Consider the following 22027-nt stretch of genomic DNA (forward strand, 5'->3'; position numbering starts at 1 on the left):
TGACCTCCCTTACACTGCCTCAATGTGATACTGAACCGCCTGACACTCATCCAGGAAGGGAAGGGGCAGTCCCGCGTACATGAGCTCGTCGCCGCCGTAAATCTGGCCGTCGATGCGGTAGTCGCGCTCCGGATCCAACCCCTTGAGCCGCAGCAGGGGCCGTACCGGGTTGGCGTGGCGCTGGGTCTGGACCAGGCCCACCAGGGCGTGGCTCCGGTCCTGAGAGACGTGCATCCAGGCGCAGAAGCTGTCCTCCGGGCGGAAGGGGTCGCTAAGACGGTAGTAGTCTCCCCGCATGACCAGTTCCCAGTCGGTGCGGAAGGCGGCAATCTGCTCCCGTACCTGGGCAAGCTCCTCCTGAGACAGCTCGTTGAGATCCAGCTCGTAGCCGAAGGTGCCGGCGGCAGCCACTACGCCCCGGGTGTGGAAGGGAGTGGAGCGGTGGGTGAGGCCGTTGGGCACGGCGGAGACGTGGGCGCCCATGGAGGCGCAGGGGTAGCAGAAGGAGGTGCCGTACTGGATGCGCAGACGGTCCATGGCGTCGGTGTTGTCGGAGCACCAGATCTGGGGGGTGTAGTAGAGCATGCCGCAGTCGAACCGTCCGCCGCCGCCGCTGCACCCCTCGATGAGCAGGTCGGGGAACTCCTGGTGGAGGGCCTCCAGAATCTCATATACCGCCAGCACAAAGCGGTGGTACACCTCGCCCTGGCGCTGGGCGGGCAGACCGGCGCTCCACACGTCGGTGAGGCTGCGGTTCATGTCCCACTTGACATAGGAGATAGGGGCGCTTCTGAGCATGGCGCGCAGGTTGCCCAGCACGTACTGCTTTACCTCCTCCCGGGTGAGGTCCAGCACCAGCTGATACCGGCCCCGGGTGACGGGACGGCCGGGTACCTGGAAGGCCCAGTCGGGATGGGCACGGTAGAGCTCGGAGTTTTCATTCACCATCTCCGGCTCCACCCAGATGCCGAACTTCATGCCCAGCCCCTGGATCCGCTCCGCCAGGGGGGCCAGACCGCCGGGGAGCTTCTTCTCATTGACGTTCCAGTCGCCCAGTCCGCCAAAGTCGTCGTTGCGCTCGCCAAACCAGCCATCGTCCATCACCATCATCTCCACGCCCACCTGGCTGGCGGCCTTGGCGATGGAGTAAATCTTGTCTGCGTCAAAGTGGAAGAGGGTGGCCTCCCAGTTGTTGATGAGAATGGGGCGGCGCTGGTCCTTCCAGGGTCCCCGGCACAGGTTGAGGCGGATGGCCTTGTGGAACAGACGGCTCATGTGTCCCAGACCCTGGGCGGAGAAGACCATGGCCGCCTCCGGAGCGGTAAAGGTCTCGCCGGGCTGGAGCAGCCAGGAGAAGTGGAAGGGGTGGATGCCAAGAGTCATCCGGGTCTCGTGGAACTGGGTGTGCTCCATAGAGGCCAGGAAGTTGCCGGAGTAGACCAGGGCCATGCCCCAGCAGCGGCCGGCGTCCTCGGTGGTATCTTTGTCACAGAGGACGAAGAAGGGGTTCTGCTGGTGGCTGGAGGAGCCCCGCACGCTGCCCGCGGTGTGCGTGCCCTGAGTGAGGGTGGCCCGCACCGGCTCACGCTCCCGGGCGTAGGCCCCACCCAGGGTGATGAAGTCGTGCTCCCCCACCGGGAAGTCAAGACAGGCGGAGGCCACCCGGGTGAGCCGCACCGGGGCGGAACCGTCGTTGCGTACCCGGACGGCCCGGGTGATGAGGTCATATTCCTCCAGCACGCCGTAAAGAAGCTCCACCGTCAGACCGCTGCAGCAGTCCTTCAGCTCCACCGTGAGGGTCTGGGCAGTGACGCCCTCGCCGTAGAAGGCAGGCAGACCCTCCAGGGCGTACTTGCCCTCCTGAATGGTGTGGCGGACGTAGCGGAAATCCGCGGTGTGGCTGCCGTTTTCCAGATCCGCCTCCAGGGAGGGGAGCCGGAAATCGCCCACGCCGCTGGAGGAGTACTCCTGGGGCTGGGTGTCCAGGGACCAGGTGCGGTCCAGCCCCACCTCATCTGGATTGGGGGAGAAGCCGCGGTCCTCCGGGCAGATGAGCCGGGAGAGGTCGCCGCCCCGGAGGCGCGGACCGTAGTAGGTGTGCAGCAGCACCCCAGTGGAGTGAATCTTCATCTGGTAGCTGGTGCGGTGGGTGTTCAGCGTAATGGTACGCTGCGAAGCGTCATATAGAATCATGGGAGGGTCATCCTTCCGGCGTAAAATCTAAGCCGCCCATGGCGGTTGTCGAGCCTATTGTATCACATCAGAACCATTTTTCCAGACCAAATACAGGTTGCGGCAAAGCTTTGTTTATAATCGCCAAAAAAATGGAACCGGTTTCATCATTCCTACAAAAAAGTTTTCAAAGGCAAGATTTCTCTTGATTATTTTGAAAAACCGTTGTTAAATCATAGGCAAGATGACCTGGGCGGTGACTGGAGCGGCCCGGCGGCGGGACTGCGCCCAGCCAGGTTGACAAAGTACGGCTTCCCCTGGCTACTCCATTTCCAATAGCCATGCGGGGCCCAGAGAAGGAGGAAAAGGACCGCCGGCCGGCGGTGCGGCAGTGTGGAGACCTGCCGTAAACCTGTTCGGGTTCTGCTCCCGGGCGGGAAGGCCTTTTCGCGGAGGCGGGAAGGTCACGGCCAAGGTGTATGGCAACTGTAAGCCTGAAGCACATCTTCAAAATCTACGATGGAAATGTAACCGCAGTGAGCGACTTCAATCTGGAGATCGCCGACAAGGAGTTTATCGTGCTGGTAGGCCCTTCCGGCTGCGGCAAGTCCACCACCCTGCGGATGGTGGCCGGCCTGGAGGACATCAGCAAGGGTGAGCTGCGCATTGATGACAAGCTGGTCAACGATGTGGAGCCCAAGGACCGGGACATCGCCATGGTGTTCCAGAGCTATGCCCTTTACCCCCACATGACGGTGCGGGAGAACATGGCCTTCCCCCTGAAGCTGCGGAAGATGGACAAGGCGGAAATTGCCCGGCGGGTCAATGAGGCCGCCGAAATTCTGGACATCACCCAGTACCTGGACCGCAAGCCCAAGGCGCTGTCCGGCGGCCAGCGGCAGCGCGTGGCCATCGGCCGTGCCATTGTCCGTGAGCCCAAGGTGCTGCTGATGGATGAGCCTCTCAGCAACCTGGATGCCAAGCTGCGTAACCAGATGCGGGCGGAGATCATCAAGCTGCGCCAGCGGATCAACACCACCTTTATCTACGTTACCCACGACCAGACCGAGGCCATGACCCTGGGCGACCGGATTGTCATCATGAAGGACGGCCTTGTCCAGCAGATCGGCACCCCCCAGCAGGTCTTTGACAGCCCGGTGAACCTGTTTGTGGCTGGCTTCATCGGCACCCCCCAGATGAACTTCTTCCGTTCCAACCTGGAGAAGACAGCGGACGGCTATGTGATCCGCTGCATGGGCGCCGCCATCCCTGTGGCGGCGGATATGGCGGCCAAGCTGGCGGCCAAGGGCCAGGAGAGCGCTGAGATCATTCTGGGCGTGCGTCCCGAGCACATTACCCTTCAGGCCAGCCCTGAGCAGGCCATCGCCTGCACGGTGGAGGTGTCCGAGCTGATGGGCAGCGAGTTCTACCTCCATGGCACCGTGGGCGAGGGGGCCGAGCAGCAGAACCTGGTCATGCGGGTGCAGACCAGCGAGCTGTCCGACGAGTACCGTTCCGGCGTGCCCTACGGCACCAAGCTGAACTTCACCTTCCACAGCAACCTCATTCACCTCTTTGACTCCGCCACCGAGAAGAACCTGCTGGCGGACTGAGAGATATCTTCAAAACGAAACAGAGACGGCCCGGAGCATGTGCTCCGGGCCGTTTTTTATGGAATTTCCAACACATAATGGCGGTAGGCGCTGATGATGCTGGTGGAGCCCCGTTCCGTCCGCCGGGGAAGTCCCGAGCCGTAATTGAGGTGGACATGGCCGTGGATAAAGTACCGGGGGCGGTACCGGTCCAGCAGGTCCACGAAGCACTGAAACCCCTGGTGAGGGAGGTTTTCCAGGTCGTTGATGTGCCGGGCGGGGGCGTGGGTAAGGAGAATGTCGAAACCCTGATGGCGCCAGAGCTGAAGGCGCAGGCGGGCAATCCGGCGGCGCATCTGCTCTTCGGTATACATATTTCCGCCGGGACGGTACCGCAGCGAGCCGCCCAGCCCCAGAATCCGAAGTCCCTGGCAGACCACAATCTGGTCCTCGGCGCAGATGCAGCCCTCCGGAGGAAAGGCCTCCAGCTGGTCATCATGGTTACCCCGCACATAGACCACCGGGCAGCCGGACAGAGTCCCCAGAAATTCCAGGTATTCCCGATGCAGGTCGCCGCAGGAGAGGATCAGATCAAATCCGTCCAGTCTGCCCGGCACATAATGATCGTAGTAGAGGGAGGATTCCTCATCCGATACCGCCAGAATCCGCAAAATTGTTTCCTCCTTGGAACACCGGACGTTCCCTCACACACGGGACGGAGCGTCAGTTGATCGTTTCTTTTGTGGCGTCCACGCCTACAATGCCCACCGTGGCCTTTCCAGTGGGGCTCAGTTCGTCGTAGGCGGGCAGGGAGCCCACCACATTTTCCACCAGCCAGTCCATGGTGATAATCCGTTCCACATCCAGAATGTCACCCTCCGCCACCTGCTTGTGGCCGCTCTGGTCGTAGATGGGGCCCCGGAAGGGGTGGCAGCTGCCGCTTCGGATGCCGTCCCGCAGCAGGTCGGCCAGCTTCCGGGTGCTGTCCGGCAGGCGGAAGGAGCAGCGGAGATCCACCACACCGGAGGAGAGCCCCCAGTAGTAGTTCAAAGCCTTGTGGCTCTCCTCGTACTCCATCTGGAAGGAGCGGTCCTGAATGCGGCGGAGAATGGCCTCATAGTAGACTCCCCAGCGCCAGACCGGCATGGCCAGATTGACCTGGTGGTCGCCCTCAATGACGGACAGGCCGAAGTTGTGGCCGGGGGCGCCCCGCCGGGCCAGATCCTGGGCGGAGATGAGGCGGATCCCCTTTTCCGTCAGGCGCTGAGCAGCAGTCTTGGCGTCCTCCACCGAGGACCACTCCAGGTAGACCCGGGCCAGGGGATTGGTGAGCTGCACGCCCAGGGCAAAGGCGTTGATTCCGGCTACCTGGCCGAAAATGGGATAGTCGCAGATATAACCAACCGGGTTGTCACCGGCCAGAGCGCCGGCAATGGCGCCGGTGATGAACTTCACCTCGTACATCCGGGCGTAATAGGTGCGGATGTAGCGGTGGGAGGTGTTGAGGGAGCAGTTTAGAATGATGACCTCGGGGTGGTCCACCGCCGCCCGCAGGCTGGCGGGCAGCAGGAGGGGAGAGGTGGTGAAAATCACGTTGCTGCCCTCGCTGATCACCTTCTGGAGGGCCTCCAGGGGGTCGCCGTCCATGGCGTTGAACTGAGCAGTGGTCTCCAGACCGTCTTTAAAGACGCGCTCCAGATGCTTCCTGCCCCGCTCGTGTCCGTAGGTCCAGTCGGAGCGCTCCGGGTCCTTGTCGTGGAGAAAAGCGGCCCGAAGGAGCTTTTGCTCGCCCTTGGGCAAAAACCAGGAGAAGAGACTGGGGCTCTTTTTCTCGGCCTCCTCTGGGAAGAGCTTGACGTCAATGGGCTCCTCCTCCTGCTGGAGGGTAATTTCCTCCCACACGCGGGCCACCGCAGTCTGAATTTCCTCGGCGCTCTTGCCCATCAGCGCCTCATAGCCGTAAATTTTCAAAAAGGCCAGCATGGCGTCGCCCACCGTGGAGGTGAGGCGGTCGCCTCCCTGGGCCTCGTAGGCCTGATGAAAGCGGTAGTAGGCCGTGGAGAAATCCCGCCGGTCGTTTTCGCTCCAGGCCTGGCCAGGCTGTTTACCCAGCTGCTTTTGCAGCTCGGCGTAGCTGCCCGGCTTGGAGAACTCCAGAAAGTTGATTCGGCTGCACTGGTAGAAGTCCACAAACTCATAGTACAGCTCAATTTCCCGGCTTCCGTCCCGCTGGGGCAGAATCCGGGTGACCTGAGCACTGATGCTGTTGGCGTCAAAGAATTTCAGAACACTGACCCGCTTGTGGCCTTCCTCCACGTAAAAGCGGTTGCGGTACTCCCACACCTTGATGGGATCCCAGATGCCCTCCTCCAGGTGGGCCTGGCACAGCTGCTGCCACTTTCCGGCAAATTCCGTGTTGGCGCCCATCAGAGGCATGAAGCTGCGGGAGAAGGACTGGGTGCGTCCCAGGGACTTGGTACCCACCACAAACTCCAGCGGAATCAGAATGGTTCCCAGGTTGGTGGTGTGCCCCAGCTGCTCCTCGCCCACAAATTCGCTGAGAACAGGCAGATAGGGGGACTCGCCCCGGGCGGTACAGGAACGGAATTCCTTTTGCCCCCGTTTGAGGGCTTCGTAATAATACAGATTTGGCACAGAAGGGCCTCCTCTCAAAAAGTCCTGCCCATAGGGTATGCGCCGGACGGACCGCTATGCTTTGGGTGTCTGCGTTCTATCCATAGCATACCACAAATACGAAAGAATTCCAGATGAAATCCATTTTTTTGAAGCTGCGTTTTTGAAACGGCGGACGGGGCCTGGGGAGACAAAAAAGGCCCCCGCCGTGAGACAGGGACCTTCTCGGATTATGAAGGGGAGCGTTACAGATGGTTGTATGCTTCGTCGGTGACGGCTTCCAGCCACTCGTTGGAGCAGTTCTCGCCGGGTACCTCCAGCGCCAGATGGGAGAACCAGCTGTCCGGAGCAGCGCCGTGCCAGTGCTTTACTTCCGGCGGGATGTTGACCACGTCTCCGGGGTGCAGCTCCCGGGCCTCCTGGCCCCACTCCTGGTAATAGCCCCGGCCGGCCACGCAGATCAGAATCTGGCCGCCGCCCTTGGAGGCGTGGTGGATATGCCAGTTGTTGCGGCAGCCCGGCTCAAAGGTGACGTTGTATACCCCCACCTGGCTGGTGGAGAGGGGCTGCAGATAGCTCTGGCCCACAAAATACTGGGCAAAGGCATCATTGGGAGCGCCGATGGGGAAGACCATCTCCTTTTGATGCTGGCTTCTGCCGTCCATGCCGGCGTCCTCCTCTGCCCAGACCTCCTTGGCCATGCGGAAGGCAGCCCAGGCCTTGGGCCAACCGGCATAAAAGGCGGCGTGGGTGAGAATCTCGGCAATCTCCTGCCGGGTGATGCCGTTCTGCTTCGCGGTTGTCAGATGGTACTGGAAGGAACTGTCCACCAGCCCCTGGGCCATGAGGGCCACCACCGTCACCAGGGAGCGGTCCCGCAGGGAGAGCTTATCCTCCCGGCTCCAGACCTCGCCGAACAATACGTCATCATTGAGCTGTGCAAATTTGGGGGCAAACTCCCCCAGGGCATCTCTGCCCGCCGTCTGCTTGACTGCCATATGAATGTTACCTCCTATGCAAGTGAAAAGGTGACCTGGACCGTTCCTTCGCCCAGCTTGGCCTGCAAATCGGTGGGGTCATCAATTTTGGCCAGCCGGGTAAAGGTCCAGGAGTTGGTGCCGTAATAAATGGTGATCTGATTGCCCTGATAGAGGATTACATCGCCGGGCTCCGTGGTGATGGATGTGTCGCTGCGCGTCAGTGTGGTGCCCAGGGGGCCCAACTTCTCAAAGCCGCCGTAGTCCTCCATGGAGACGGTCAGCGGCCCCTGAGCAAGAAGCTCCTGAAACGCACGGGCGGAGGGGTTGTCCTCAAAGGAGGCCAGAAGCTCATAATCTCCCACGGTAATCTTCAAAGCGGACACCTCCTGTCCGGATGCGTCATCGGAAGAGAATGGGAATTGAACGGAAGGCTGCTCCGGAGCTGCCTCCTGGGATGAGCTGGTTTGGTTTCCGCCTGTGCTGCAGGCGGAGAGGACCAGAAGAGCCAGAAGCATACAGAGTAGCCCGGCCACAGATTGCTGCATTCCCCTGTGCATCATTTCAAATAAGTCTGGAAGAACTGCTGGATTTTGTCGAAGGGAATGATGTCCTTCCGGTCATAGAGGTCGGTGTGGACGGCTCCGGGGAGAATAAGCAGCTCCTTGTTGTCGGTGTAGGGATTGTCTTTGACCATGTCGGCAAAGGCGTCCCGGCTGAAGTAGCAGGAATGGGCTTTCTCCCCGTGGATGACCAGCACAGCACTGCGAATCTCGTTGCTGTAATGGAGAATGGGCATGTTGAGGAAGGACAGGGAGGAGGTGGTGTTCCAGCCGTCGTTGGAGTTGAGGGAGCGCTCGGTATAGCCCCGCTCCGTCTTATAGTAGTCATAGTAGTCCTTCACAAAGAAGGGGACGTCCTCGGGCAGGGGGTCCACCACACCGCCGGCCCGGGCGTAGGTGCCTGCTTTGTAGTCCTCGGTCCGCTGGGCGTTGAGGGCCTTCTTTGTCTCATACCGGGCGTCGGTGTTGTCGGCAGAGTCAAAGTAACCTTTGGCGTTCACCCGGGTCATGTCATACATGGTGGAGGTGACGGTGGCCTTGATGCGGGTGTCCATGGCGGCCGCGTTGAGGGCCATGCCGCCCCAGCCGCAGATGCCCAGAATCCCCACCTTCTCCGGGTCCACAAAGTCCCGGGTGGAGAGATAGTCCACAGCGGCGGAGAAGTCCTCGGTGTTGATGTCGGGGGAGGCCACATTCCGGGCCTCGCCGCCGCTCTCTCCGGTGAAGGAGGGGTCAAAGGCCAGTGCGGCAAAGCCGCGGGAGGCCAGCTCCTCGGCGTAGAGCCCGGAGCACTGCTCCTTCACGGCGCCGAAGGGGCCGGACACGGCCACGGCGGCCAGTTTGCCGGAGGCTCCCTTGGGCAGGTACAGGTCGCCGGCCAGCTGGATGCCGTAGCGGTTGTGGAAGCGCACCTTCTCCCGGGTGACCGTGTCCTGCAGAGGGAAGGAATAGCCGTTGTATCTGGATTTCATAGGGGAATCCTCCTTACATCTGTTTGCCCATTTCGTAGGCCTGCTTCAAAGCGGGATGTCCCTGGATTTCGCCCACGGAGGTCACGCCGCCGGCAAACACCGTTCCGGCCAGACGGGCCTTTTCAAAGCAGTCAATCCAGCCCTGCAGGCCGGCGACGGCGCCGTCCGGGGTGTGTTCGTCCTCCTCGGCCGCCGCGGTGAGCAGGTAGATGTCCCGGAACCGGTAGTCGGCGGAGTAGAGGGGATTGGCGCGGTCCAGCATGGTTTTCATCTGGCCGCTCATGCCGTAGTAGTAGATGGGGGTGGCAAAGACGAGAACGTCGGCGTTCAGCATCTTTTGGGCAATGGTGTCGGCGTCGTCGTGGATGACGCAGCGCTGGGTGCTCTGACAGGTGAGGCACCCCTTGCAGAACCTGATGGTTTTATCGTACAGCGTGACCTTTTCCACGTCGTTCCCGGCCTCGCGGGCGCCGCGGATCAGTTCCTCCGCCAGCATATCCGAGTTTCCGCCCTTCCGGGGGCTGGTGGAGATGACCAGAATCTGTTTGCTCATTGCAGTTCCTCCTTGCTTAAGTGTCGGATGATCTTTGCGGGCGTACCGCCCACAATCGTGTTTTCCGGGACGTCCCGGGTCACAACCGCCCCAGCGGCCACAATGGCGCCGTCGCCGATGGTCACGCCGGGCAGTACCGTGGCGTTGGAACCAATCCAGACGTTTTTGCCGATGTGGATGGGAGCGGGAATCATGCTGTTGCGATCCCGGGGAGACCGGGCGTGATTCAGAGTAGCCAGCACCACGTTGTGGCCAATGAGAGCTCCGTCGTCAATGTAAATACCGCCCTGATCCTGGAACTTGCAGCCCATGTTAATGAAAACATGTTTTCCAATGTGAATGTTTTTTCCGCAGTCGGAATAAAAGGGCGGGAACAGTCCAAAGCTCTCGTCCACCGGCTGGCCGATCAATTGGGAAAAGAGGGCGCGCAGCTCGGGCGGTTCATGGTAGCTGCCGTTGATCTCCACCGTAATGCGCAGTGCCTCCTGGCTCACTCCGTGCATGAACAAGTGGGGCTCGCTGCCGCCCTGTACCGTTTTTCCGCTGTTCAAATGCTCCAGAAATGTTTCTAACTCCATTGCTTGCTCCTGATACATAAAATTTACAGCCTTATTCTATCACCTTGAATTTTGGATAACAAATACCTATATAGAATAATTTACTATGCTTGAAATCTATATCTGGGCTGTGGTATCATCAGCCTGACCGGAGGTGGCAGGATGGAATTGAGAGTGCTTCAGTATTTTCTGGCGGTGGCGCGGGAGCAGAATATTTCGGCAGCGGCCCAGTCCCTGCATCTGACCCAGCCCACCCTCTCCCGGCAGCTCAAGGAGCTGGAGGAGGAGCTGGGCAAGCAGCTGATGGTTCGGGGGAGCCGGAAGATCACCCTTACGGAGGACGGCATGCTGCTGCGCAAACGGGCGGAAGAGATTCTGGAGCTGGTGGATCGGACGGAAAAAGAGGTTATGCAGTCCGACGAGGCCATCAGCGGAGACGTCTACATCGGGACCGGGGAGACGGATGGGGTGCGTCAGCTGGCCAGAGCCGCAACTAGGCTTCAGACGCACTATCCCGCCATCCGCTTTCATATTGCCAGCGGAGATGCCACAGATGTGTGCGAGCGCCTGGACAAGGGGCTGCTGGATTTCGGGGTCCTGCTGGGTGACATCGATAAGACCAAGTACCACTATATCGAGCTGCCCATGAAGGACATCTGGGGTGTTTTGATGCGGCGGGACAGTCCCCTGGCGCGGCAGGAATCTGTCAGCCCCCGGGATCTCTGGGACAAGCCGCTCATTCTCTCCCGGCAGGTGAATAACAAGAGCGGGCTGTACCGCTGGCTGCAGAGAGAGCCCTCTCAGCTCCACACCGCGGCGACCTACAACCTTATTTACAACGCCTCCCTGATGGTGGAGGAGGGGATGGGCTATGCCTTTGGACTGGACAAGCTGGTGAATACCACCGGCAGTGCCCTCTGCTTCCGGCCCCTGAAGCCGAAGCTGGAGGCGGAGATGTATCTGGTGTGGAAAAAGTCCCGGATCTTCTCCAAGGCCGCGGAGCTGTTTCTGGAGTACCTGCAGGAGCATCTGTCTACGCTCCAGGAAAAGCAGGGGTGAGCCGGGCTTGCTGTGCCCGGAAGTCCGTCCGGATCTGCGAACAGAGAACAGCATCATAAAAGGCAGAAAAAGCCTGAGACCATCGTTGGCCTCAGGCTTTTTAGATTCAGAGATTTTAGAGATAGAGCTCTCCTTCCTTGCGGTCGGAGCATACTTTTTTCAGTGCCACATCAATTGCAGCCAACCGCAGCGAGTCTACCTTCCGGGCAGAGTGGGGACAGACCGAGACACACCGCATACAGAAGATGCACTTGTCCTCGTCCGTATGCTTGGGGTCTTTAGGGTCAATGGCCTGGACGGGGCACTTGGCCGCGCACAGACCACAGCTGACGCAATTCTTGGTGGGCTTGGGCATCATACTGATGACGCCGAACTTCTTGTAGGGGCGGTTTCCGGGGATGGTGGGCTGGGTGGTGTCTCCGGCGGCCAGCTTTTCCTGGATTTTTGCAGCAAAATCCAGAAGCTGCCGCTCATCTTCAGCGTCAGGCCGTCCGGCGGCATATTTGTGGGCGATGGAGTGCTCGGCGATGGCGGCCACAGCGGCCACCACGCGGAACCCCGCCGCCTTGGCGGCGTCCTCCAGCTCCACCAGGGTGTCCTCATAGGCCCGGTTGCCGTATACACATACCAGAACCGCCCGGGCGCTGCCGCCCTTCACGGCACTCAGCCGCTGGACCGCAATTCCCGGTACCCGTCCGCCGTAGGAGGGGACGGCAATGACCGCAACATCCTCCTCGGTAAGGGCCACGGCGGAAAAGTCCGCCTGACTGTCCGTCAAATCCACGGCCACCGGCTCGCCTTCCAGACCTCGGATCAGCCGGTCGGCGACCTTTTGAGTGCCGCCGGTGGGGCTGAAGGTGATCGCATAAAGTTTCATGTCAGAGTACCTCCTCATAAAGCTGTGATGCTTTCGTTCCTGCCCCGGGATGTCTGGTTAGGCTTGCGTTTGGGCGGGAAGAACGGTAAAATAGAGATGTAACGTTTTACATTACAGGCTGAAACCAGTGTACCACCTGCTAGTTGTAATGTCAAGAGTTACAACGAAGATGATTGATTAAACCGGAAAGGACCATGACTATGCAGCTGAGTATGAAATGCTCTGTGGCCGTCCACTGCCTGATTTTTATTCATGAGGCCAGGGGAACAGCCAAAGTGACCAGTACCCTTCTGGCCCAGAGCACCGGTGCCAATCCGGTGGTCATCCGGAACATTCTCAGTTCCTTGAAGAAGGCGGGGATTATCACAGTAGCCCGGGGGACCGGAGGGGCAGAGCTGTGTCGGGAGCCGGAAGAGATTACCCTGTATCAGATTTACAGCGCCCTGGAACCAAAGGGGCTCACCTCTTTAATTGGAATTCATCCCTGCGGCCAGCGGCCCTGTGCCGTGGCCCGGAACATCCAAAAGGTGCTGAAGGGGCCCTACCACAACATTGAGAATGCCATTCGCACGGCCATGGAGGAAGTTACGCTGGCGTCCATGCTGGAGGAGTTCCACCGGTGTCTGGAGGAACATTCAACACAGAAGGAATAAGCAAGAGGGGGATGCGCGGTTGGCGTCATCCCCCTTTTATGTTGCTGCCGATTGCGAGAAAAAGCGGCCCTTATCTATCTGGAGATTGTCATTGTGTCAGCGTTGGCCGGAAGAAAATTCGCCCATGTTGATGTCCAGAACCGCTCTGGGTGGCTGAATCAGTGCGTCCTCGTACTGACATTTCCATTGAATGTCCCGGCTCATCCTGCCGTTTTCTATGCCGTCTATGGTCTCATCGTCCTGAATGGGATTGTCGTGTTCCAGAATGTAAGAGGCGACATTGTAGGCATGGTTCACCACCCAGTTGGGGTCCATTCCGTGGAAGTGGTACTGGAGGTCCGGAAGGAACAGAGTGCTCATGCCCACCGTGTCGATAAGCATATCCTCGGTGCCCTGAATGTTGAAGAAACGGACGTTGACTCCAAAGCGAATAAACCGGTCCGGCCCTTTGATTTGATGTGTGCGTACGTCCTCTGCTAGAAACAGCTTTCCGCAGTTCTGAAAGTAGAAGGCCTCGCAGGTAGGATACAGCTCCGCCAGAGCATCCAGAAAGTCCGCATCCAGATTTGCCCGTTCCAGAGCGGGGAGCGCCGCCGCCAGCATATCGATGGCCACCACCTGGTATTGGCACTCCCGGAAGATCCGCTCCCGATCCTCCTGGCAGTCCCACATCTGGCTTATCAGAAAGGCGTCGAATCCCTCGCCTTCAAAGCTGGTACACCCCATCACCATGAGCTGTACCGGGGCCTTGCCGTCCTTGAATTCCGCGATGTGATCCAGAGCGGCGAAGCCCGCCGTCTTATCATCGTGGCAGAAGCAGTCCACGGCTCCGACGTGCCTCTGAATTACCGCGGTCATTGTCGCTTGATCCGGCATGGCCACCGGCTCTTTGAACAGCATCTGAATCAGAAAGGGACCGCCGGGCCAGGGGCCGTCTTCATCCGTTCGATTTTGCTGAAATACCTCTTCACCCATGGCTTGTCCTCCTGTCTATTCGATCACATTTACCACATTCCCGTCCCCATCGGTAATTCGGGTGGGCACCAGCTCCACGGTCAGAGGGAAGGAAGTCAGCGGGCAGATTTCGGCGTGGGGCTGGAGCATTGAGCACAGTTCCTCCAGAGCCTTCGTCTGCAGAGTCAGAGTTGGAACGCCATCCTCTTCTCCCATCCCAGCCTGTTCGCCCGGCCGGAACAGGACCGCCTGATTGCTGCCCTGAAGGAACAAGCTGCGCCCCTGTCCCACTCTGGCCCGAAGCATGCGGGACAACGTCTGGCTGTGTCCTGCGCCTAAGCGGAGGAAGGCGTGGTTGTTTTCCAACCGGATCCCCAGTTCGTCCATATAGAGAAAGCTGGTGGATGAGCCGTCCCGTTCCATGCCCTCCTGCCAGACTTGGCGGAAGGCGGGGCGCTCCATCATGGAGGAGCGGGAAAGGTCAGTGATGCACAGGGGGAGCTGCTGTTCCAAGGCGGCCAGGAATTTTTCTCCGTTCCAACACATCATGGCCTCCATTTCATCCTCGGTAAGGCCCACCACCTGCAGAAAGGTGAACTGTCCGTTGGGAGAATCCAGTTTGCCCAGCTCCGGGTCAATCCGGAACCCCAGGGCGGTGAGCCGGGTGTCTGTCTCCAGCGCGATGGGGCCGTTGGCGTTCATGTGGTGGCCGGGGCCGAAGACATTTCCGGTGGAAAAGACATAGCGGGCCAGATTCTGCAGCAGGCTGATGGGCCAGACGGGAGGCTGATCCTCGTCTCCCCGCTTAAGCCGGAAGGTCAGCTCAAACCCGTAACCGCTCTCTGCCGGGTTGTCGCTCTCTTTTTCATAGAGCTCAGTAAATCCATATGTAACGTAGTGCCAGTGGGGGACACCGCGCTCGCTTTTCCATATCTCCACACCGTCCAGGGGGTCATTTCCGCCCAGGGCGTAGGGAATGATGGTGCCGTAGTAGAGACCCTCCTGATTTGGGTAGAGCTGCTTCATAGCATGGGAAATAGCATCGAAGCCGGCCTGGGTCACTTCCGTTTCATCGTGCATGATTCATTCTCCTTTTCGTGGTAATGGGCAATCTGTAATCCAATCACACGGGCACCTGCTGCTCCTGTGCAAACCGTATGGCCTGCAGAACATGGAGAAGGCAAGCTTGGCCGGGGATGGGGTGCCGTACCGGGTGTGCCACGGAGTGTCCGCGTTGCTGCTTTTTTATCCGGCCCGATGACGCCGTCCATGGGGTGTCTTTGCTTTTGCAGGACAGGAGGTCAGCTTATCCGGCAATTCATCCCAGTATTTCTGGCCCTTCATGGAAAACAAGCCCATCCCTTCACATATCAGTCCCACCAGAAATACCAGACGGTAGACTGCCACAAGACATCCGCCAGGCTGCCCACAGTGGCATTCTCCGGCTCTTGATCCACAATATCGGGGCAGAACCCGTACTGTTCCGCAGCTGCCTCCATGGCGTTCTCCTTGGAGACCGGGGAGGGAAGCTCGAATTCCAGTTCGTCGTGGCTCATGGCCCCAGGGATTGCTCCGTACTGCTCGAACCAGTATTTGGCTACTGCCATCAGGCTCGGGGTGTCGGGGCATTCGTTCCAGTTGCCGAAGGGCAGGTGTGCAAAGATGTCCCAGGGATTCTGCACCGGGATTTTTGCCAGAATGAGGGGATAGGTCATCCCCGTGTCATGGTTCCAGTAGCTGGAAAAGCGGTCATTGTCATAGCCGCCTTCCATCTCGCCCAGAATGTCGTCCTCCCAGTCCAGATCGTCGTCCTCGGCCTCTGCTTTGCGCTGGCCTGTCAGTTCTGCCAGGATCGCTTTTCCGTCCTTCACGGGGGCGGAAAGTATGTTCCTGCGGTACTCCGCCACCTGCGCCGGGTCAAAGGTGTAGTCATCAGCACCGTCGCTGTCCGGGTCGGAATTCATCACGAGGCATTCCCACAGGGTTTCATCCACCTTGACGAGTACCGGAACATAGCCCTCGTGAGTGCCGTCCCGCCTGGCGCAGCGGTACGCCGACATGATGGGATCGTCATCCTTCATGGAGGGGAAATAGGTGCATTCGCAGTCCAGGTAGTCCATCATGACCTGGGCCAGTTGGGAGGGCTCCAGGGTATCCTCATCAAAGACCTGATCCTCAACAGAGTAGGCTTCCAGCTGCCCGGTGCTCTCCTCACCCTGGGCATCCAGGCCGCCGTCTAACGGTTCCCAGGAGATTTTCAGGGTCATCTGCTCCTCCGGCAGGGCCACGCCCTTACTGCGGGTGATGGTGTGCTTGTCCTCCTCCGAGAAACCGATGGTCTCTCCGTCGTGGAGTTCCACATCGTTCTCCAGTACGTAGGAGACAAGGCTGGCCAAGAAGTCCCGCAGGTCGCCCGGCTGGGCATTGGTGTTCAGTACCTCCATCTCGTCCTTGCCGAACACATCCATACCGTAAGTGTAGGCACTCATTCCGCCCTCATCCTGGTACAGGCCGAACCAGATCCAGTTGAAGATAGGCAGCGCGTCCGACTTCATCATGTCGGCAAAGCCCTCATAGAACCGAGGCTCAAATACCACGCCGCTGGTGTAGACGCCGGAGGCATATTTCTGGCGGCAGCAGGCGGCTACCAGCTTGGTGTAGAGCTTGCCCCGTTCCAGAATGGTTTCCTCCTTGCCCAGCACCGCCACCATAATGTGGGCGCTGTGCTCCTTGGCCGCCTTCACGGCACCCGGCCACATGTAGTTGTTTTCCGCGTTCAATTCGGCCTCGCCGTCGGGAATGGGGTAGGGCATCAGGCTGACGGCGGCAATCAAATCGCCCACTTGGAACACCACCGCGTCGTCGCGCTTGTCCTCGTCGTCCTCTTCCACGGTAATGTCCCACTTTTCCTTCATATCCCGGATGAACTGCTCCTTGTCCCACTGCCCCTTGGACAGAAGAACAAAGCCGGCGAAGGTGCCCTTGTGGTCTGCCTGGTCATCCTCTTCGTCATCCGAGACCTCCTCGCTGTACTTGGTGCCCTCCTCATGGGTCCGGAGCACTGTGGGGGCGCTTTCATCCTCAGGTTCCTCGCTATCCGACGCATCATCCTCCGGCTTTTTCAGACAAACTGAGCCGGCCTCCCGGCGGAACACATGGAAGTTGGCCCAGGGAATATCGCTGTCCTCAAAGAATTCCTTTGCCAGGTTAAGTGCCGTGCCGAGGTCCCAGGCGATAAAGTCCACATAGCCGCAGTAGAGGCCGGTGGCCCCTCCGGTGAGGGTGAGGGCCTCGGGGCCGTCCCCGGCGGTGAGTGCTTCCTCCAGCTTGTCCCGAAAGTCAAAGAGCTTCTGGCTGCCTTCCTCCTCACGCAGAGTATCCAGAGGGTAGCAGAAAAAGCCCGCTACCGCGCCGTCGGCGTGGAGGTCATCCATGTAGTCGTTGTCATTGCCCAGATAGCTGTTCATGAGGGGCGGGCAGCAGGTGGAGCCGACAATGGTGTCCAGCCGCCAGTCGGCCTCCGGATCCTCGTTGGGCTCCATTTGATAGCCGGTGTAGCTCTCCAGATAGGCGTCCGGGTCCGTGGAGAGATCCAGCCCCATGTCCTTCAGTTTATCGGGCAGCGTTGAGAGGAGAATGGGCGATGCCTCCTTGGGTGCCTCCAGCACGTCGAAGGAGTCGATGTACCGCATGTGGGGAATCTCGCCCAGCACCTGGTCAGTGAGGGTGGTGAGCATCCACCAGGCCCGGCCTTCCTCCTCCCGCAGCAGGGGAAGCAGCTTTTCGCAGTAGGCAGACAGGCCAAAGCTATTCTTGTCCAGCTCTTCCACCCAAATCTGCACATCGTCGCCGGAAACCTCCCAGCGGTCTGAGCGCAGGCCGATATTCTCAACTGGCTGGCGGCCCACCAGAATATTCCAGTGCTCCAGTACCTTCTGGGGTGCGTGCTTTTGGAAATAGACCAGCTCAAACAGACGGACCTTGTCCCCCTCCGGCGTGAGGACCAGCTCATACTTTTCTCCGTTATAGCCCATCTCGAAGGAGACGCTGTCAAAGGCCAGGTTGAGGATGGCCTCACACTGCCCGATCAGCTCTTCGCCCCGCTCGTGGTTTTTGTCCTCGTCCATCGTACGGCGCAGTGCGGCCTCTTGCTCTGCAAAGGCTTCCCATGCCGTCTCCGTCCGCTCCTGGAAGCACTCGGCAAACCGGGGAAGCGAGGTGCGCCGTGTGCAGTCCTCCAGCAACTCTTCAATATCCTGCCGGGAGTTGAGCTTGGGATCGTCGCCGGGGTGAAGCTCCAGTGCCTTGCGGAGATAGGGGATAGCCCGTCCCTCCTGATCCAGGTAGTACCAGGCGTACCCCATGCGGAAGTTCCAGGAATAGGTTTCCTTCAGCTCCTCCTCATGGGTCTGCATGAGCTCGATGGCGTGCTTGAGCATCCGCCGCCCCTCTGGCTCGCCGGGAGCCCCCAGATTGTTATAAGCGCGGGCCAGCTCCATGTCGATGTCCGCTGTATGCGCCTCCTGGGGAATCGCCTCCAGGGTGTCAATGATTTTCTGGTGTTCATTATTTTCGTGCCACTTCTGGCACTGCTGCAGAATGTCCATGGTTACGTCCTCCTCTTTCTGGCCTTCCAAAATGCCGTAAGGTTCAAGCGTTGCCTGTGGATATACCCGTATGTACCTCCGTTTATCCCGGTCAACCCTTGCTGGACCGGGGAATGGAGAATATCTGCAATTTGCGTCTCAGGAGCTGAAACGGCCCGCCTTTACCGGGGGAAAGGCGCTGTGCTTGGAGAGCAGGTCCTCCAGCTTTTTTGCCAACGCCTCGACAATGGCATGGCAGGGGTTCTCATATCCCACGACCTCCAGGCGCTGCAGCTCAACACAGTGGAGCGTCCCATAGAATCCAAGCATGAACTCGGTCAATTCCGCGATCATCCGATAGCCTTCCATGTTGTTTGCATCGGTCTGGTTTTCCTTCGCGGTCATCAGTCCGATGATGCCAACTGCCACCGTGAAGGCACCGCAGCAGGACTGCTCCGTCTGCATGCCCAGACCCATCACAGAGAACATCTTTCGCGTCTCTTCGGAGAGATTCAGATGATAATATTCGTTGCATGCCAAAAACATCGCCTCGGCGCAGGTCAGCTCGGTGCCGACGTGATAGTGGTTTACCAGTTCGTAAAGTCTCATGTGGCCCATACTGTACTCCAATCACACATTCTTTCGTCTTCGGTAACACGGTCCAGTGGTGCGTGGATGGTGCTCTGTGCAAGAAAAAAGCCTTGCGTCATCCTGCCATTTGGGCAGGCTGGCGCAAGGCGTGAAAAGGCCGTGAAGAAACGCCACATCTGTACTTGGATGTGGTTTCTTTCCCAGAAAAACCATACTTTTTACATAGAAACGCGGTAATTATAGTCTGCTTTTTTCTTTTTGCACTCATTCCAACTTCAGTTTGTTCTGCACCTGCTTCTCCTCGGAACGGTACGTCTGTTATACCATGACTGGCCCCGGGCGGAGCTCTGCTCTGTATCAGCACCGGAGCGTGTCCATGGCACTACCGTTCTTTACCATGATACCGAATTCAATGGAGATGATCAACTGAAATTTTGTGCGTTTTTTCTCGTGAGACAGTGGGGCATGGAGCGGGGATTTGATACCGGCTGGAATATGGTGTTTGGGCAGAAGGTATGCCTTTACTCGCCCTCCGGATTGGGCAGGAGGCGGACCGCCGCCAGATGGTGAAATACGGCGGCAAAGACCAGGGCAAACGCTACGCCCAGGAAGGTATCCACGATACGCAGCAGTACCGCCCCATGGAGCCCATAAATTCCGGTGCCCAGCATCAGAGCCCCGAAACAATTCATAGCTGTCTTATACCGGTAGTCGGTGCAAAAGCCCAGACACAGTCCGCCTAAGGGCCCCATGAAGGAATGGAACGCCTCCGGCGTCACCAGATAGAGAACAAAAAATGCGCCGCAGCCTGCCACGGCCCCTACGATCCGCTGCCAGAAGCGGGAGACGGTATTTCCGGAGTATGGATATTCAGACAGCAGCGAGGCGCAGGCAAATCCCATCCACATAAAGCGCTCCACACCGAATACCTGCCCTGCGGTCAGGACCAGGCTGACACCAAGGGCCATGCGCAGCTGCCACAGATGGACCGGGGTGGAGGGATCAAACCTCCGCACGACATGGTGAAACCGGGTTGTGCGGTGCTGGCCCCGGTGTTTGGCAATCAGAATCCCACCGCAGATCAGATACCCTACCAAAGCCAGAAGACCGCGGCGAATAAGAGCCTCACCCAAGACGGGGTTACCGGTCAGATAGACATAGGCGAAACTGTATAGGCCGCCGTTGCCCATTTCGGGCCGCTGGGTAGTCATATAGAGCAGGGCAAAAAAGGCTGCGAAATGAAGCGGAACTAAAAAAACGGAAGGGAGTACTGCAGCTGCACTGGGGACCAGTACCAGAATAGCCAGCACCGCGGCCAGGGTTATCAGAGAATCCCCAATGCAGTATTCGAAATTGACAAAGCGGATGCCCAGCATCATGCAGAACAGCGCTACGGCCAAAGGGGTGTTGGCCGCGCCGAACAGGCCGGACAAGAGGCTGATGAATATAATTGCAAAGGCGACAATCAGCGCAGAGCGCACCGCCATGGCGATCCAGTAATATGCCTTCTCCTGCCTGGTGTCACAGGCGGCGATCTTTCGTTTCAAAATGGCGGGGTCCATCTGCAGTGCGTCATAGAACTTCGTGGTCACGGGTCGTTTCCTGTCCTTTCTCAATGTGCGCGGCGAGCTTATCCGCGTAATACATAAATGCCTCAAAATCTGCGCCGGAGCTGCGCCACAGATCGTAGAAGGGCTGCAATATGCTCTCGTATCCCTTCTTCAGCTCGGCAAGTCCGGTTTCTGTGATAAAGAGCTGATAGCTGCGCTCATCCGACGTCTGCCGCTGCTTCCGGATGCAGTTTTTTTCATAGAGGGATTTCAGACAGCGGCTCACAGCCTCTTTTTTCATGCCGCTGCCCTGGCTGAGCAATATAGGCGTATTTTGCTCCGGCTGCAGATACAGATGTGCCAGGAGCTCGCATTCACTGGCCGTCAGCAACGATTTTCGTACGGGCAGCAGGGAGCGCATGACTTTCTGCATCTGCTGCTGGTAGTGCATCATGTCCGTCCATTCCATAGTAAGTTCATTCCTTGTCTATATAGTTAACAACGTTAAGTATATGCTGGAATGTGGTACCTGTCAAGCACTGCACAGTTGAGCAGCTGTAAGACTTTTGCAGGAGTGGCTGAAAACGGGGTTTGAGGCAACAAACAAAAGGCGGACCACCTTGAGGTGGTCCGCCTTTTGTTTGACCAAAGCGATTCCATAGAGAAATTTAACGGTGTTATGCCCGGGCCTGACCGCCTCCCCAGCCTGGGATGACGGTTCCGGATGACTGGGTGGTGCTGGAATTTGTCTGGGACAGATCGGTGGTCTGGGTCATGAGCTCGGCGATCCGGTCAATTACATCGGAAATGGGAATGGCGTACCCCATGCCCTCCACATCGGTGTCGGACAGCTTGGCGGTGTTGATTCCAATGAGTTCTCCGTCCAGATTGAGCAGGGCCCCGCCGCTGTTGCCCGGGTTGATGGCCGCATCAGTCTGGATATAGGTGGAGGTGGTGCCGCTTTCATTGGTGATGCTGCGGTCCAGGGCGCTGACGATACCGGTGGTTACCGACTGACCATAGCCCAGGGCGTTCCCGATAGCCACCACCTGTTCTCCAACCTCAAGGGCGTCGGAGTCTCCCACAGTGATGACTGCAATCTGGGAGAGCGTGTCATCAGTCAGGTCGGAGACTGCGACCTTGAGTACAGCCAGGTCGATATCCGTGTCGGTGCCGCATAGCTGAGCCTCATAGACGGAGTTGTCCACAAAGCTGACGGAGAGGGTGGTTGCATCCTCTACCACGTGTGCGTTGGTTACGATATACAGATAAGTGCCGTCATTGGCGATGATAATGCCGGAGCCGCAGCTGGTGGTCTCCTGCAGTTCGGTTTGACCAGAACCGTTTGGTCCGAAGCGGTGGAAAAAGCTGGTCACTTCCTGAACGGAGATGTTGGTAATGGCAACGACACTGGGCAGGGCGGCGGCCGCGATGTCAGAGACGTCCATACCATACCGGACGCCGGAATAGGTGGTGCTGGCCAGGCTGGTTAGGACGGCACCGGAGGACTCTGCGACGGAAGTCCCTTGGTCCTCCTGGGGCAGGAGCTGATTCACACCATAAAAGGTTCCGGCTGACACGGTTCCAAACAAGACCGCGCTCAGCGTCAGTGAGGTCAGCCTCCGCAGCATGCCCTGTCTTTTTGAACGGGGCTGCTGCGCCGGGTCGGAATTTGTACTTGCTGTGCGGGATAACAGTTTACTCCAAATCGATTTATAATTCATATTCTTCATATGGC

At 58.8% G+C, this 22027-nt stretch carries 18 protein-coding genes and 1 pseudogene; 3 read left to right on the plus strand and 16 right to left on the minus strand.

Annotated features, from left to right (window positions below; all coding sequences use genetic code 11):
- Window positions 1–9: 9 nt before the first annotated feature.
- Window positions 10–2193, minus strand: coding sequence for an alpha-galactosidase (locus AC3YUO_RS06180; RefSeq protein ID WP_489962158.1), 2184 nt, complete (start codon window positions 2191–2193; stop codon window positions 10–12).
- A gap of 458 nt (window positions 2194–2651) precedes the next feature.
- Between AC3YUO_RS06180 and AC3YUO_RS06185 the strand changes: the two genes are divergently transcribed.
- Entirely contained in the window at window positions 2652–3785 is a 1134-nt protein-coding gene (locus AC3YUO_RS06185) for an ABC transporter ATP-binding protein (protein WP_489962159.1), read from the plus strand.
- Between the two features lie 56 nt (window positions 3786–3841).
- Here the strand turns inward: AC3YUO_RS06185 and AC3YUO_RS06190 are convergent, their stop codons facing one another.
- The 7 genes from AC3YUO_RS06190 to AC3YUO_RS06220 form a co-directional block, all read right to left on the minus strand.
- Entirely contained in the window at window positions 3842–4435 is a 594-nt protein-coding gene (locus AC3YUO_RS06190; RefSeq protein WP_489962160.1) for a metallophosphoesterase family protein, read from the minus strand.
- A gap of 52 nt (window positions 4436–4487) precedes the next feature.
- A complete protein-coding gene (locus AC3YUO_RS06195; protein ID WP_489962161.1) occupies window positions 4488–6419 on the minus strand; it encodes a BMP family ABC transporter substrate-binding protein in 1932 nt (643 codons plus the stop codon).
- A 224-nt stretch (window positions 6420–6643) separates the two neighbouring features.
- Window positions 6644–7396 (minus strand): carboxymuconolactone decarboxylase family protein, encoded by a 753-nt coding sequence (locus AC3YUO_RS06200; RefSeq protein WP_489962162.1) that lies wholly within the window; start codon window positions 7394–7396, stop codon window positions 6644–6646.
- A gap of 14 nt (window positions 7397–7410) precedes the next feature.
- Window positions 7411–7752 carry a cyclophilin-like fold protein gene (locus AC3YUO_RS06205; RefSeq protein WP_489962163.1) on the minus strand — a complete coding sequence of 114 codons (342 nt, stop codon included), beginning with the start codon at window positions 7750–7752 and terminating at the stop codon, window positions 7411–7413.
- 182 nt (window positions 7753–7934) lie between these two features.
- Window positions 7935–8909, minus strand: a complete 975-nt coding sequence (locus AC3YUO_RS06210; RefSeq protein ID WP_489962164.1) for an alpha/beta hydrolase — start codon at window positions 8907–8909, stop codon at window positions 7935–7937.
- A gap of 13 nt (window positions 8910–8922) precedes the next feature.
- Entirely contained in the window at window positions 8923–9462 is a 540-nt protein-coding gene (locus tag AC3YUO_RS06215) for a flavodoxin family protein (protein WP_489962165.1), read from the minus strand.
- Window positions 9459–10040, minus strand: coding sequence for a sugar O-acetyltransferase (locus AC3YUO_RS06220; protein WP_489962166.1), 582 nt, complete (start codon window positions 10038–10040; stop codon window positions 9459–9461). The genes AC3YUO_RS06215 and AC3YUO_RS06220 overlap by 4 nt, the downstream gene beginning before the upstream one ends.
- Window positions 10041–10181: 141 nt before the next feature.
- On the opposite strand from AC3YUO_RS06220, the gene AC3YUO_RS06225 reads away from it, so the two are divergent.
- Window positions 10182–11078: a LysR family transcriptional regulator gene (locus AC3YUO_RS06225; protein ID WP_489962167.1), complete on the plus strand. Its 897-nt coding sequence runs from the start codon at window positions 10182–10184 to the stop codon at window positions 11076–11078.
- A 115-nt stretch (window positions 11079–11193) separates the two neighbouring features.
- On the opposite strand, the gene AC3YUO_RS06230 is transcribed toward AC3YUO_RS06225, so the two are convergent.
- On the minus strand, window positions 11194–11955 hold the full coding sequence (locus tag AC3YUO_RS06230; RefSeq protein WP_489962168.1) for an EFR1 family ferrodoxin: 762 nt from the start codon (window positions 11953–11955) through the stop codon (window positions 11194–11196).
- A 200-nt stretch (window positions 11956–12155) separates the two neighbouring features.
- On the opposite strand from AC3YUO_RS06230, the gene AC3YUO_RS06235 reads away from it, so the two are divergent.
- Window positions 12156–12608, plus strand: a complete 453-nt coding sequence (locus AC3YUO_RS06235) for an Rrf2 family transcriptional regulator (RefSeq protein ID WP_489962169.1) — start codon at window positions 12156–12158, stop codon at window positions 12606–12608.
- Window positions 12609–12704: 96 nt separating this feature from the next.
- On the opposite strand, the gene AC3YUO_RS06240 is transcribed toward AC3YUO_RS06235, so the two are convergent.
- From AC3YUO_RS06240 to AC3YUO_RS06270, 7 genes and pseudogenes are all read right to left on the minus strand, one after another.
- Window positions 12705–13583: a DUF4261 domain-containing protein gene (locus AC3YUO_RS06240; RefSeq protein ID WP_489962170.1), complete on the minus strand. Its 879-nt coding sequence runs from the start codon at window positions 13581–13583 to the stop codon at window positions 12705–12707.
- Between the two features lie 15 nt (window positions 13584–13598).
- Window positions 13599–14642, minus strand: coding sequence for a suppressor of fused domain protein (locus tag AC3YUO_RS06245; protein WP_489962171.1), 1044 nt, complete (start codon window positions 14640–14642; stop codon window positions 13599–13601).
- A gap of 290 nt (window positions 14643–14932) precedes the next feature.
- Window positions 14933–18190: pseudogene (locus tag AC3YUO_RS06250) on the minus strand (DUF4253 domain-containing protein); the annotation flags it as partial.
- A gap of 117 nt (window positions 18191–18307) precedes the next feature.
- Entirely contained in the window at window positions 18308–18757 is a 450-nt protein-coding gene (locus AC3YUO_RS06255; RefSeq protein WP_489962172.1) for a C-GCAxxG-C-C family protein, read from the minus strand.
- A 503-nt stretch (window positions 18758–19260) separates the two neighbouring features.
- Complete coding sequence (locus AC3YUO_RS06260; RefSeq protein WP_489962173.1) at window positions 19261–20331, minus strand: FUSC family protein; 1071 nt, start codon at window positions 20329–20331, stop codon at window positions 19261–19263.
- Entirely contained in the window at window positions 20312–20758 is a 447-nt protein-coding gene (locus AC3YUO_RS06265; RefSeq protein WP_489962174.1) for a transcriptional regulator, SarA/Rot family, read from the minus strand. The genes AC3YUO_RS06260 and AC3YUO_RS06265 overlap by 20 nt, the downstream gene beginning before the upstream one ends.
- A gap of 208 nt (window positions 20759–20966) precedes the next feature.
- Window positions 20967–21920 (minus strand): S1C family serine protease, encoded by a 954-nt coding sequence (locus AC3YUO_RS06270; protein WP_489962175.1) that lies wholly within the window; start codon window positions 21918–21920, stop codon window positions 20967–20969.
- Window positions 21921–22027: the final 107 nt, after the last annotated feature.

It is taken from the genome of Pseudoflavonifractor sp. HNCC25GI2 (assembly GCF_058136395.1).